This window comes from Rubeoparvulum massiliense, assembly GCF_001049895.1.
Taxonomy (GTDB): Bacteria; Bacillota; Bacilli; order Rubeoparvulales; family Rubeoparvulaceae; genus Rubeoparvulum; species Rubeoparvulum massiliense.
In genome coordinates this window covers 521,732-535,116 of the sequence record NZ_CVPE01000004.1, presented here as the reverse complement: position 1 = coordinate 535,116, position 13,385 = coordinate 521,732, and the positions used below count along the sequence as shown (strand labels likewise).

The 13,385-nt window shown below is 42.7% G+C and carries 15 protein-coding genes, 1 rRNA gene and 1 other annotated feature; of the genes, 14 read left to right on the top strand and 2 right to left on the bottom strand.

Annotation, left to right across the window (positions count from 1 at the left end):
- Window positions 1-257: 257 nt before the first annotated feature.
- Window positions 258-374: ribosomal RNA gene (rrf, locus tag BN1691_RS05290) — 5S ribosomal RNA — on the top strand.
- 105 nt (window positions 375-479) lie between these two features.
- Here the strand turns inward: rrf and BN1691_RS05285 are convergent.
- The gene (locus tag BN1691_RS05285; protein WP_048601152.1) at window positions 480-1,019 is read right to left on the bottom strand and encodes a hypothetical protein; all 540 of its coding nucleotides are present in this window, start codon (window positions 1,017-1,019) and stop codon (window positions 480-482) included.
- A 141-nt stretch (window positions 1,020-1,160) separates the two neighbouring features.
- Between BN1691_RS05285 and BN1691_RS05280 the strand changes: the two genes are divergently transcribed.
- The 12 genes from BN1691_RS05280 to BN1691_RS05225 all read left to right on the top strand — a co-directional run bounded on the left by BN1691_RS05280 (window position 1,161) and on the right by BN1691_RS05225 (window position 10,341).
- Window positions 1,161-2,270: a hypothetical protein gene (locus tag BN1691_RS05280; RefSeq protein WP_048601151.1), complete on the top strand. Its 1,110-nt coding sequence runs from the start codon at window positions 1,161-1,163 to the stop codon at window positions 2,268-2,270.
- 85 nt (window positions 2,271-2,355) lie between these two features.
- Window positions 2,356-2,535 (top strand): sigma factor G inhibitor Gin, encoded by a 180-nt coding sequence (locus tag BN1691_RS05275; RefSeq protein WP_048601150.1) that lies wholly within the window; start codon window positions 2,356-2,358, stop codon window positions 2,533-2,535.
- Between the two features lie 555 nt (window positions 2,536-3,090).
- Window positions 3,091-3,729 (top strand): dTMP kinase, encoded by a 639-nt coding sequence (tmk, locus tag BN1691_RS05270; RefSeq protein ID WP_048601149.1) that lies wholly within the window; start codon window positions 3,091-3,093, stop codon window positions 3,727-3,729.
- Window positions 3,730-3,743: 14 nt separating this feature from the next.
- A complete protein-coding gene (locus BN1691_RS05265) occupies window positions 3,744-4,073 on the top strand; it encodes a cyclic-di-AMP receptor (protein WP_048601148.1) in 330 nt (109 codons plus the stop codon).
- Between the two features lie 25 nt (window positions 4,074-4,098).
- On the top strand, window positions 4,099-4,530 hold the full coding sequence (locus tag BN1691_RS05260; protein WP_048601147.1) for a YaaR family protein: 432 nt from the start codon (window positions 4,099-4,101) through the stop codon (window positions 4,528-4,530).
- A 13-nt stretch (window positions 4,531-4,543) separates the two neighbouring features.
- Window positions 4,544-5,527, top strand: coding sequence for a DNA polymerase III subunit delta' (holB, locus tag BN1691_RS05255; protein WP_048601146.1), 984 nt, complete (start codon window positions 4,544-4,546; stop codon window positions 5,525-5,527).
- Between the two features lies 1 nt (window position 5,528).
- The gene (locus tag BN1691_RS05250; protein WP_048601145.1) at window positions 5,529-6,338 is read left to right on the top strand and encodes a PSP1 domain-containing protein; all 810 of its coding nucleotides are present in this window, start codon (window positions 5,529-5,531) and stop codon (window positions 6,336-6,338) included.
- A 14-nt stretch (window positions 6,339-6,352) separates the two neighbouring features.
- On the top strand, window positions 6,353-6,709 hold the full coding sequence (gene yabA, locus BN1691_RS05245; RefSeq protein WP_048601144.1) for a DNA replication initiation control protein YabA: 357 nt from the start codon (window positions 6,353-6,355) through the stop codon (window positions 6,707-6,709).
- Between the two features lie 60 nt (window positions 6,710-6,769).
- On the top strand, window positions 6,770-7,588 hold the full coding sequence (locus BN1691_RS05240; RefSeq protein ID WP_048601143.1) for a tRNA1(Val) (adenine(37)-N6)-methyltransferase: 819 nt from the start codon (window positions 6,770-6,772) through the stop codon (window positions 7,586-7,588).
- Window positions 7,536-7,877, top strand: a complete 342-nt coding sequence (locus tag BN1691_RS05235; protein ID WP_231638343.1) for a GIY-YIG nuclease family protein — start codon at window positions 7,536-7,538, stop codon at window positions 7,875-7,877. The genes BN1691_RS05240 and BN1691_RS05235 overlap by 53 nt, the downstream gene beginning before the upstream one ends.
- Window positions 7,855-8,736: a 16S rRNA (cytidine(1402)-2'-O)-methyltransferase gene (gene rsmI, locus BN1691_RS05230; RefSeq protein ID WP_048601142.1), complete on the top strand. Its 882-nt coding sequence runs from the start codon at window positions 7,855-7,857 to the stop codon at window positions 8,734-8,736. The genes BN1691_RS05235 and rsmI overlap by 23 nt, the downstream gene beginning before the upstream one ends.
- Window positions 8,737-8,802: 66 nt before the next feature.
- The gene (locus tag BN1691_RS05225; RefSeq protein ID WP_048601141.1) at window positions 8,803-10,341 is read left to right on the top strand and encodes an acyl-CoA synthetase; all 1,539 of its coding nucleotides are present in this window, start codon (window positions 8,803-8,805) and stop codon (window positions 10,339-10,341) included.
- Window positions 10,342-10,433: 92 nt separating this feature from the next.
- Here the strand turns inward: BN1691_RS05225 and BN1691_RS05220 are convergent, their stop codons facing one another.
- On the bottom strand, window positions 10,434-10,676 hold the full coding sequence (locus BN1691_RS05220; RefSeq protein ID WP_048601140.1) for an AbrB/MazE/SpoVT family DNA-binding domain-containing protein: 243 nt from the start codon (window positions 10,674-10,676) through the stop codon (window positions 10,434-10,436).
- Window positions 10,677-11,106: 430 nt separating this feature from the next.
- Window positions 11,107-11,357, top strand: a binding site (T-box leader).
- Between the two features lie 44 nt (window positions 11,358-11,401).
- Here BN1691_RS05220 and metG point away from each other — a divergent pair.
- Window positions 11,402-13,381, top strand: coding sequence for a methionine--tRNA ligase (metG, locus tag BN1691_RS05215; RefSeq protein WP_048601139.1), 1,980 nt, complete (start codon window positions 11,402-11,404; stop codon window positions 13,379-13,381).
- Window positions 13,382-13,385: the final 4 nt, after the last annotated feature.

Genomic DNA, 13,385 nt, shown 5'->3' with positions numbered 1-13,385 from the left:
ATGAACTTCTCTTTGTAAGAGCTATTTCATATGCCTTTCGCTTACGGCAACCGAAGGTTGCAAAGTCGCTCAAGGCAAAATGAAATACGCTCAGTACCTTCGTGAAGTGTTGTTGAAGGTATCTCATCGAAGCTTTCTAAGGTAAGGAACCGAAGGTTCCTCCGAATTTCTTCAATAACTTGATATCTATTCGTTTGTCAGAGCCCGACACGGCAACTTGTTGCAGGAGGGCGAGACAAAGGAATTGATATAAGCTGTCTGGTGATGATTGCAGAAGGGTCACACGCGTTCCCATCCCGAACACGACCGTTAAGCCTTCTCACGCCGAGGGTACTTGGACCGCAGGGTCCTGGGAGAGTAGGTCGTTGCCAGGCAGTTTTTATTATCCATACATAGCATCAAAGAGTAGGAGCCATTCCCGTAGCGGAATGGCTCCTTTTGTATAACAGCACTTTCAATCTCAGATATTTCTCTTACTTCTATACATCTGTGATATAGAGCGAAATGTGTTCAGAGTGAAGACGAATCCAGTGAGTTTTTGGATACTTTTTACGTGCACGAAGTGAGGAAATCGAATAGTAGAGAAAGAGCAGAAATTTTGGTAAAGAGAAGCTAAGATATAACAGGTATGTTAGTAGAAGGAGCTGTTGCTGGATGAGCAGTATTCCCCATAGCATAAGGCTATTACCGAGAAGAAAACTAGCCCATTCCAGTTTGGCATATTGGCGCAGAGAAATTAATTGCCTTGGTAGCAAGAATGCCCAAATTGGAGAGCCTAGGGAATGGAGGATGGGTATACCGATTAAAAGAAAGATGAGGCGAACTGTAAGATAAAAAATCAAAATGCTAGCGATAAAGGCGCATAACAGTTGGCTCCAAGGAATTTCCCATGGTATGGAGGTGGTTACAATCGCCAGTAAAGAGCAGAGTATAAAAATGAAATAGAATCGTGATATTCTGGTGCGCTTAATTAGTTGGTATTGATAGATTGTCTTATCCTGTAAGTCCTCAATGGACATCAAGTTCATCCCCTCTACTCCAGCTACGTAATGGGAGCAATTAACCTGAATAAGAAATAACTGGTCAAGTTTATCATAAAAGAAAATCGTTTGGAAGGGAAGGCTAGTAAGACGAGATAGGAAATGGAAGGATGAGTAAAGTTGAAAATGGTGCAGAGCCATGATCAGAGTTTGATTTGGTTAGGTGAGGAATATACGGTCAAACGTTGGCGTAGCTGGTGGTTTGCTCATCATTACCCTTCTTTTCCTCTCCCTTCATTATGTTTGCTCATCATAAAAAATCAGGATGAATGGGAAGCAATGATGATGGAGTTCGTTAAGCTAATGTTAGTGGTGAAGCGACAAGGGATTCGGGAGATTCTCGTCATTGCTCCTTTGCAGGTACTTGAACAGATGATGCTTCATCAGCGTAACATCATCCATCATATATGTAAGGTTTGTACGTTAGCATTTTGCCCTGTAAATTCAATGGAGCCTAAGAGCGCTTTTTCATCTTTTATCCTGATCGGAAGTTTAAATCAAGGATTAGTGTCATTTAGACAAGTGCGGCGTTTTTTACGGCGATGGAAAAAAACAATGGTGGTACTACCTTGGAAAGGTGTGGTGGCGATAAGTCAATACCATCAATTGTTTGATCGACAAAGGCGTAGCTGGGAGAGGAGTGTGCTTAAGAAGGAGCTGCCAGTGATTTCACCACGTACAGCTCGCCATATCTTAGGGTTGGATCCAGCGATTACACAGATTAAATGCGCTCCCACCATAGCTGAATTATACAGGGGATTTCTTCATCGTTTAACTGCGGCTATCCAATTAAATGAAAGCAGAGAGATCCAAATTGCTGTTCTAGGGAGACTACCAGGCTGGGGAACCCCTCAGTTTTTACAGATTCATCAGCACTTACTTGAGCTGATACAGCTTTTACCACAAACGAATTTTGTTAATGGGATCGCTTTTCATTGCTATTGGCCAACAGGAAAAAGAAGTGAAAGCAAATTAGCTGGATTCCATTACACATTTCCATTAATGAAAAATGGAGTAACAGAGATGAATGTATCAATCTCCTTCCACTCTAGTGCAATCAATGCCCTTGAACCAGCTTGCGATGCAATATGGGTAACATCAGCACATCCATTCATTGAAAGCTTCCAATTCCAACACTGTCAGCAATTACCGTCGTTTTTGTACGATCATCAAGGCGTATTTGAAAAGAACGAATTAAGTCGGTTGGGCATAGATTGCCATTATAGATAAAGAAGAGGAGTATGGAATGACTAATGAATGGAAAAAATAAATATACGGCAATTATTCTTTAGATAAGAAGAGGGTAGGTGAGGGGATGGAAGAATTACATTCTTGTATTATTTGCAATGAAAGGCGTAAGGAAGGTATCTTTATTCTCTATTCTTTTATTTGTTCAACATGTGAGTCAGCCATTGTTCATACCAGTGTGGAAGATCAGGCATATGCTGAGTATATTCGAAAAATGAGACAGATCACCTTGCAGATGGATGCCTAGGGATATAAAAAAATTTAAATAATCCTGAAAAACTGTTGACTCAATCAACAGTTTTTTATATGGGAGAAGAACATAAGAGACAGTGAAAGATGGCTGGGATAAGTGTGCCTATTGTGTATGGGATATCCTGTTAGTTATTAGCAATGGTGGACATTGCTCCCCACTATGATAAACTAGTTTTAATAGATGAAGCCTTCTGCTAGGCTAGCAAAAGCGTTTTTCTGTGACCCCTTGGGCATGCTCTAAGTCAACGGTAGATGAGTTAATCATCGTGATCAGCAGGAACTAGCTCTAAAGATGTGGAAAGAATAATGGAAAGCAGAGAAGTTCAGCTTAATCAATTGTAAAAGCTACTCATAAGGGTGTATAAGGAAATGGCTAAGATGTTTATTCTCACACCATCCAAATGCTTACACATAATATAGAGCATAGCCCTACCTCCGTGAACCTTCTTAACACGCAGCAGGCACTCCATATGATAAAATAATGAAACGCTTATGCATCGAATTGGACTAATTTCCATATCACATATACCGTTCTGTTGGGGGTTTGAATATGAAAGGGATGTTTATCACCTTAGAAGGTCCAGATGGATCAGGAAAAACCACGCAGGTTAAGGCTGTGACTGCTTATCTAAAGGAGCACGGCATTGAAGTGGTAAGAACGAGAGAACCTGGTGGTACAACAATCAGTGACCAAATTCGCACCATCATTCTCTCACCTGCCAATCAGGAAATGGTCCATGAGACCGAAATCTTACTTTATGCGGCATCTAGGGCACAGCATGTTCGTGAAAAAATAATACCAGCATTGGAGCGAGGAGCATGGGTGGTATGTGATCGTTTCACCGATGCTAGTATTGCTTACCAAGGATATGGGATGAATTATCCTTTGGATCCAGTAATTCAAATTAATCGTTTTGCTACAGGTGGTTTAGAGCCTGATCTTACTTTCTTTCTGGATGTTCCTGTGGAAATCGGGTTTCAACGGATACGACAGCGTGCACTAGAGACAGAAGGGACTCTTGATCGTATTGAGCGTCGAGAAGAGGAATATCACCAACGTGTCTATGCGGGCTTTAAAGAATGGCTAAGAACAAAAGATCGAGTCGTGACCATTGATGCTACACAGAATCAAGAAGAAGTAACTAGGGTGATCGAGTATCATTTAGATACAATGATAAAATCCCACTAGAGAGGAGTGAGCTTATGAAACTGATTATTGCAGTTGTTCAAGACAAGGATTCCAATCGTTTAAGCAATGCATTGATTGAAGCAGAATTTCGTGCTACGAAGTTAGCAAGTACAGGTGGTTTCTTACGAGCAGGGAACACTACATTTTTAATTGGGGTAGATAATAAGGAAGTAGAGCATGTCATGGATATCATCAAAAGCAATTGCAAAACACGAGAGCAGATCATTGCCCCACCTTCTGCCATCGGTAGCAGTGTAGAGCCTTATGTCTCCTATCCTGTAGAGGTGCAAGTGGGTGGAGCAACCGTCTTCGTGTTGCCTGTAGAAAGCTTTCACCAGTTTTAATTTAAAGATGGCGGAGTGATTGGGAATGCGTATTCAGACGTATCAAAATTTACAGCCTACCTCGCGTACCTCTAGTGCCAGAATAAGTAATAGCAAATTTTCTGAGATTATGGACAATGAGCAAGGAAAGCTGGATGAAATCCGATTACAAAAGCTTTTGCAGGAAATTGGTAAACAGGGTGAACGTTTGGCTGAGTCGCGCACTGTGGAGGATCTTCAGTACTTTAAGTCCCTTGTGAAACGTTTTATGGAAGAGGCTGTAGAGTATGGACTTTCCTTGGAGGAACGATCAGGTTGGACAAGACGTGGTAGGAGTAAAACCTATAAAATCGTTAAGCAAATCGATGAAAAATTAATTCAGTTGACAGACTCTTTATTAGACAAGGAGAAAAAATCCATGGATATCCTTGCAACCGTCGGAGAAATTAAAGGGTTACTTGTCAACCTTTACGCATAGCCTGGAGGATCTTATGTCATTACGAACCATTCCTTTTCAAGAAGAGATTGGCCAACAGTTACAGGAAGTGATCAAGGGCGGACGTATTGCGCACGCTTACTGTTTTAGTGGTGAGCCTGGATCAGGTGCGATGGCGATGGCGATAGAGATGGCGAAAGCCTTGTTCTGTATGCAAGGAGATGGAGATGCGTGCGGGGAGTGTGCCAACTGTCGGCGAATCGATCACCAGAATTTCCCCGCAGTTCAAGTGATTGATGCAAGTGAAAGCCCATCGATCAAAATTGAACAAGTCCGACAGTTACAAGATCAGTTTAGCTATCGCTCCATAGAGACGGAACGTAAGGTGTATATTATTTATCCTGCTGAGAAATTAACAATCGCAGCAAGTAACGCCTTATTAAAGTTTTTGGAGGAGCCTGAATCGCAGGTTGTTGCCATCTTGGTGACAGGAGCTCCTCATCAGCTACTGCCAACCATTCTTTCACGTTGTCAAATACTCTCATTCTCTTCCCCTCCTTATCTCACTCGTGTCACAAGGTTGACGGAGGAAGGGTTCTCTCCGGAGATTGCACATCTAGCTGCCAATTTTGAAGCGGACTATTTGAAAGCGCGCGAGTTATGTGAAGCAGATTGGTTTGCAGAAGTTCGCTCTCTAGTGTTAGAATTGATCCAAGATATTTTCAATAAACGTAGCGATTCCCTATGGCTTTTACAAGACCGTATCCTGGGGCACCCTCAAGTAAAGGAGCGCCCAGCAGTGATTCTACAATTTATGATGACTTGGCTTCGCGACCTACTTCAGGTTCAATGTGGGCGTGAGAGCTCGGTCTCATATGTACAACAGCAAGGGATCTTAGCAGAGTATGCGAAACGGTTAAACAGGCAGCAAATCCTCCATTCCATGGATATTGTGTTGATGACCAGAAGAAAGCTCGAGAGCCATGTAAATCAACAACTGGCTCTGGAATGGATGATCTTACGCTTGCAGGAGGGATGAAATGTTATACGATGTCGTGGGCATTCGCTTTAAAAAAGCAGGAAAAATCTATTATTTTGATCCAGGAGATTTGCCCATCCAGCTCCATGATGATGTAATTGTTGAAACAGCTCGGGGCGTTGAATTTGGCAAGGTCGTAATCGGACACAGGCAAGTTTCTGAAGAGGATGTGGTACTACCACTCAAACAGGTGATCCGCATTGCAACTGATTTAGATCGCGAGCAAATGGAAGCAAACCGTTTTGATGCACAAGAAGCTTTCAGCATCTGCTTGAACAAGATCAAAGAGCATCAGCTCGAAATGAAACTCGTGGATGTGGAATATACATTTGATCGAAATAAAGTAATTTTTTATTTTACAGCTGACGGTCGGGTGGACTTTCGTGAGCTAGTTAAGGATTTAGCAGCAGTTTTTCGAACAAGAATTGAATTAAGACAGATCGGTGTGCGGGACGAAGCCAAGTTACTCGGGGGGATTGGCCCATGTGGTCGCATTCTTTGCTGTAGTTCCTTTCTTGGTGATTTTGAGCCCGTCTCTATTAAGATGGCTAAGGATCAAAATCTATCGCTCAATCCTACAAAAATATCCGGATTATGTGGTCGTCTCATGTGCTGCTTAAAATATGAAAATGACTACTATGAAGAAACCCGTGCTCTCCTACCTGACATAGGAGCGGAGGTACTCACCCCCGATGGTAAAGGTAAAGTGGTAAATTTTAATATTCTTGATCGCCTTGTACAAGTGGAAGTACTTGATACCAAGCATGTTCTTGAGTTCGGACTGAGTGAAATTGAAGAACTGAAAGAATAATTGGGGTGGGACATGTGGATACACGTCTAATATTTGAACAGGTGGAAACATTAGAAGAAAAGATCGGCCATCTTTACAAGGAACTGGGTGGCTTAAAGGAACAATTGGTAGCTATTCTTGAAGAAAACAGTCAATTGATGTTGGAGAACCAACACCTCCGTGAAAGGCTTGAACGGATGAAGCAGGAAGGTACGAGTAAGGGTAGCATCTCTCAGCCCAAAAAACTTCCAGGGGAAGCCTACGATAATCTGGCCCGTTTATATGAAGAAGGCTTCCATGTGTGCAATTTACATTATGGAAGTTTACGAAAAGAAGGCGATTGTCTATTCTGTCTAGAATTTTTAAATCGTCAAATCAAGGAAGATGAATAGTGAATATGCCGATCCCGAGGGGGCCGGTATTTTTTTGTTAAGGAGTTGGAGGAAGGGACGATGGAACAGGAAAAATGGCAAAGTGAACTTCAACAGAAGTGGCTTCTTTCTGGTGAGCGGATGGATGAATTAATGCATCATGGTATCAAGATTATTCAAAGTGATGAAGTTTTTTCTTTCTCCATGGATGCTGTATTGCTATCCCATTTCGTACGTCTACCTCGAGGAGGAAAAATCATTGATCTAGGAACTGGCAATGGGGTGATTCCACTACTGCTATCCACCAGAACTTCTGCACAGATTGAAGGTGTAGAGATCCAGGAGAGGCTAGCTAGTATGGCAACTCGCAGTGTTCAACTAAATCGATTACAAGAGCAGATCACCATTCATCATATGGATATGAAGGAAGCTCCAGTGCGGTTAGGCTATGGACAATATGATGTAGTAACATGTAATCCTCCTTATATGCCAGTAACTCAGCCCGAATTGGCTCATCTCAATAAGCGGGAACCTGTAGCCATTGCACGTCATGAATTACTTGTTACCATGGAAGAGGTTGTCCGTGCTAGCAGCGAATTACTCCGCTATGGAGGTAGAGTTGCCTATGTATATCATGCTTCCCGCCTTGCAGAATTAATGTATACGATGCGTACCTATCGAATTGAACCAAAACGATTACGCACGGTTCATCCCCGTGCTCATCTAGAAGCCAATATGGTGTTAGTGGAAGGCGTACGCAATGGGAGACCAGAACTAAAGGTGCTACCTCCCCTCATCGTATACGCTGATGGAGAACAATATACGAAGGAGATCATGGAGATATACTATGGTAAAGATGAGGACAACACTGATCCCAGTCGAACTACTTCCTCCCATTGAAGCAGGTCATTATGTTTACATGCTTCTCTGTCATGATGGAACGCTCTATACGGGCTATACAGTTCATCTACCTCATCGGCTTGCGATGCATCGTAGTGGCAAGGGAGCCAAATATACACGAGGGCGTCTGCCCGTTCAACTAGTCTATTATGAGGTGGGAATATCTCGTAGTTGGGGGCTAAGAAGGGAAGCAGAGATTAAGGGTTGGAATAAGGAAGTAAAGTGGCGTTATTTGCAAGATTTTTGGCAAAGAGAGGGTGTCCTATTTGCAACGACAACGGAGCTTTAATTCAAGAGAGGGTGCAGGCTGCTTATACTTAGTGGCCACCCCCATCGGAAACCTCGAAGATATTACACTTCGAGCATTACATATCCTCAAAGAAGCGGATATCATCGCTTGTGAAGATACACGAGTCACGAGTAAGCTACTGAATCATTTTGAAATCACTACCCATCTCATTAGCTATCACGAGCATAATAAGGAGAAACGCGGGATCGAGCTACTAGAAAAATTGCGACAGGGAGAAACCATCGCACTGGTGAGTGATGCAGGGTTGCCCCTTGTCTCTGACCCGGGATTTGAGTTAGTGGAATTGGCGGGGGAGGAAGGGATTCCCATCATCCCTCTTCCTGGAGCCAATGCAGCTTTAACCGCTTTAATTGCCTCGGGCTTGCCCAATTCCTCCTTTACATTCCAAGGCTTTCTGCCAAGGCAGAAGCAACAGTTGGAGAAGGCCCTGCAGCAGTTAGTATTCCGAGAAGAGACAATTATTTTATATGAAGCTCCCCATCGTCTAAAGAAGCTGTTGGAGGCTGTTGTTGAGATCTTGGGTTCGGAACGTCCCATGGTGCTCGCCCGTGAGTTGACGAAGCTGCACGAGGAGTTCTTACGTGGAACAGCTGGCGAGCTATTAGAATGGGCAAGCCTTGAGCAACCACGAGGAGAATTTGTGGTGCTCATCCAAGGTGGTGCAACGGAATCTCCTACCGATTTATGGTGGAGCCACTTAACCATCATCGAACATATTGAGCACTATATGGCTCAGGGCCTATCGAGTAAGGAAGCAATCAAACAGGTGGCTGTTGAGCGAAAGATTCCAAAACGTGAGGTGTATACGGTGTATCACCGAGAGGATCAAGACATGTAACTTGATTGCAACTTTCCCCCCCTAGAATAGACAGTAATTAGAACGGGATAAAAGGGGAAGAGATCGATGCAATGTGAAGTGAATTGGCTTGAAGCACGGGCACGCTTGACACCATCTCATGTGGCAATTATTGATGAGCCTACGGGTCGACGTTGGACATATCAAGAATGTAACCAACGCTCCAATCGTCTAGCCTCTTATTTTCAAACGGAGTGTAAGGTGGGGAAGGGAGATCGAATTGCCCTTCTTTCAGCGAATCATCTTGCCCATTTCGATACGCTATTTGCATGTGGAAAGTTAGGAGCAATCTTTGTCCCATTAAATATTCGATTAGCTGTGCAGGAACTCAAATATCTATTACAGGATGCTCAGCCGCGTGTATTACTTGTCCATGAAGAGTATCGCTCGCTGATTACTTCTCTAAGCATGTCGATGCATCTACCACCTACCATTTTTATTGGTGAAGAGGCTGGAGATTATGATCGAATCATTTCAAGTTGGATAGAAACATATATCCCCGCCAATGTGGATCAAGAGGATCCGCTTTTGATTATTTATACAGGAGGAACCACTGGCTTACCTAAAGGAGCGGTGATCAGCCACCGCGCTGTAACATGGAACTCCATCAATACAATCATAAGCTGGGGTTTAACTTCGTATGATATCTCTCCTATTTATATGCCACTTTTTCACACTGGTGGGATCAATGCATTAGCCCTCCCGATTTTACATGCAGGGGGGACGATCATTATCCCGAACAAGTTTCAGCCAGATGAGGCGATCCAATTGCTCGAACGGGAACGTTGTACCGTTGTACTGTTGGTTCCTACCATGTATCAGATGCTACTTGAAAGCCCATTATTTTATAGTACAACCTTTACAGCGATGAAGGTCTTTCTATCAGGTGGTGCACCTTGTCCTCTCAATATCTACGAAGCTTTTTGGGAAAAAGGCTTAGTTTTTAAGGAAGGCTATGGCTTAACGGAAGCGGGTCCCAATAATTTTTATATTGATCCCATTGATGTGCCACGAAAAAGAGGATCGGTGGGAAAGGTGATGTTTCACCAGCGGGCTCGGATTGTAGATGAGATAGGACAGGATGTTCCCATTGGCCGTGTAGGTGAATTAATAATCCAGGGGCCCCATCTCTTTAGTTATTACTGGAATAATCAAGAAGCAACAGTCAACGCTTTCCTCGATGGTTGGCTAAGAACAGGAGATTTGGTCAGACAGGATGCGGATGGATTTTTCTATATTGTTGGTAGAAGGAAAGAGATGCTGATCAGCGGAGGAGAAAATGTGTATCCACTGGAGGTGGAGCATTGTATACGAGAATATGCTGGTGTTGCAGAAGTAGCTGTAGTGGGAATACCTCATCCTAAATGGGGAGAACAAGTAACAGCAGCGCTCATTTTAAGTCAGACTATCTCTCTTGAAAAATTAAGGGAATTTTGTCGTGAGCGATTAGCATCTTACAAAATACCAAAGGCTTTCTATGTTGTTGATGAATTACCCAAGACCTCCGTTGGGAAGATTAATAAACAGTTGCTACGAGAACAATTGGAATCAATAAAAATGGAATCAATAAAAAAACCTTTGCATTAGCAAAGGTTTAGTTCCGGAGAATGGCATGAATAATAAGAAAGGGGAAGAGTGTGCAGCTCTTCCCTTTTTTAAATCAATGCTGCGAACAATAATTATTTTACTAATTCTTTTGCGCAATCATCACAAATAATTTTGCCTTTAAAATGACGAACATTTTCAGCGTTGCCACAGAAGATGCAAGCTGGTTCATATTTTTTTAGGATAATACGCTCGCCATCTACATAAATTTCCAATGCATCCTTTTCAGCGATTCCTAGTGTACGACGTAATTCAATTGGAATAACTACCCTTCCTAATTCATCAACCTTACGAACAATACCAGTAGATTTTAACATATGTAATCTCCTCTCCTATTCCCCAAATTATTATTGAAGCTTGTCCATCAAAAAAAACATTCCCCGGTTGTCGGCGCAATTCGACAATTAATCTACGCTCAGATCGTACCAGTGTTTGGAAAAACAGTCAATACTTTTTCTGTAATTTGCTTAAAAATATAATAATTATTTTTAGGCTTACACAGTTCTGACACAAAAAGTGTAGTAGAATACAGTTATTAGCATATATATTTACTGTTATTACCAATATGTAAGTCTTAAGCCCTACATTCGAAAAAGATAACTGGAAACTACCTAAACGTGAAATCAAACCTATTTTAACATATTACGACATTTTTCGACAATACATAAAATTGACATTTGCTTGACATAATGAAAGTTGTGTACTACAATTCATACCAATATTAATACTGCAAATAACTAGATATGATTGGACGTAATGAAAGGATGAGTACTTAGCACACAACTATTATGCAGAGAGCCGGGGGAGGTGGAAGCCGGTATAGTTGAACTGAGGAAGATGGTCCTGGAGCGGTTGTGACTCGAGCGATGGAGACATCGTAAGGGTGACACGTAGGCCTGCGTTATAAGGCTGGGTCGTAGCTGTTACGACCTATTGAGTTATCTTCTGTGAAGGAGATAAAAAGTTGGGTGGTACCGCGAGTAGCTCTCGTCCCATGTGGGATGAGAGCTTTTTTATTTATTGAAGAGGAGCGTGAAGAAGGATGAGTAAACCAACATTTTATATCACTACACCAATCTATTATCCCAGCGGCAAACTTCATATTGGCCACACGTATACAACGATTGCTTGCGATGTGATGAAGCGCTATAAGGAACAACGTGGCTATGACGTTTACTTTTTAACAGGAACAGATGAGCATGGGCAAAAAATTGAAACCAAAGCGAAGGAAAAGGGCGTTACGCCCCAGCGGTATGTAGATGAGATCGTCAGTGGAATTCGTGAGTTATGGGGTAAGCTAGATATTCGCTATGATGATTTTATCCGAACAACTGAGGAGCGCCATACAAAAGTAGTACAGAAAATTTTCCAGTACTTCCTTGACCATGGCGATATCTATTTAGGAGAGTATGAAGGACTCTATTGTACCCCCTGCGAATCATTCTGGACTGAAACACAAGTAGCAGAAGCAGGAGGAAATTGTCCTGATTGCGGACGTCCTGTTCAAACAGTTAAGGAAGAGTCGTATTTCTTCCGCATGAGTAAGTATGCTGATCGGTTGCTACAATATTACGAGGGTCACCCTGACTTTATCCAGCCAGTCAATCGGAAAGCAGAGATGATCAACAATTTTATTAAGCCTGGTTTGGAAGATCTATGTGTTTCCCGTACCACTTTTGATTGGGGAATTAAGGTTCCAGGCAATCCGAAGCATGTGATCTATGTTTGGATCGATGCGTTGGTCAATTATATTACAGCATTAGGCTATGGCTCTGATGATGCGAGCCTGTTTAACAAGTATTGGCCAGCAGATGTCCACGTGGTGGGCAAGGAGATCTCCCGCTTCCATACGATTTATTGGCCCATTATGTTAATGGCCTTGGATTTACCCCTTCCGAAAAAGGTAGTGGCCCACGGTTGGTTCTTAATGAAGGATGGAAAAATGTCGAAATCGAAAGGGAATGTGGTAGACCCTGTACCATTGGTGGATCGTTATGGACTAGATGCCTACCGGTATTATCTACTACGAGAAGTACCATTTGGGGCAGATGGGGTATTTACACCAGAGGGCTTTGTTGAACGATTCAATTATGATTTAGCCAACGATTTAGGAAATTTACTCCATCGGACAGTCACGATGATTGAAAAATATTGTGATGGCGTTTTACCACCCTATCAATTGAATGCAACACCATATGATGAGCCGCTGCAAAACCTGGTAAAAGAGACGATCCAGCGGGTAGAAGTCCACATGGATAATATGGAGTTTTCCCAAGCATTAATAGCGATCTGGCAATTGGTTCATCAAACTAATAAATACATTGATGATACAATGCCTTGGAAGCTAGCGAAGGATGAGGAGCAACAAGCGGTATTAGGAAGTGTTCTTTATCATTTAGCAGAAAATCTTCGAATCATTGCTACCTTGATCCAGCCTGTATTGGTAACAACTGCGGAGGAGATTTGGAAGCAACTAGGCGTTACTGACTCGAGCTTAAAGGCATGGCCAGCCTTAGATACCTTTGGTGGACTACCAGCTGGAACGCATGTCCAAAAAGGAGATCCACTCTTCCCACGCTTGGACTTAGAGGAAGAGGTTCATTATATCCTTACTCAAGCGTTTATAGGCAATAAGCCTACAGAAGCCAACGATCAGGAGAAAAAGGAAGCGAATGACAGTGAAGCCTTAAAGCCAGAAATCACCTACGATCAATTTACTCCCCTTGATTTCCGAGTAGGGCAGATTATTAAAGCGGAAAAGATGGAAAAAGCCGATCGACTCCTCCGCTTACAAGTAGATCTCGGCTTTGAAACAAGGCAAGTGATCTCAGGAATCGCCAAGTATTACCAACCAGAGGAGTTGGTGGGTCGGAGGGTCATTGTGGTGGCTAATCTTAAACCTGCAAAATTGCGTGGAGAATTATCACAAGGCATGATTCTGGCAGCTGCCACTCCTGATGATGAGAAGCTGACCTTGGCTACGGTAGCTGAGGAGATTCCTCTAGGAAGTCAAGTGAATTGAGTGG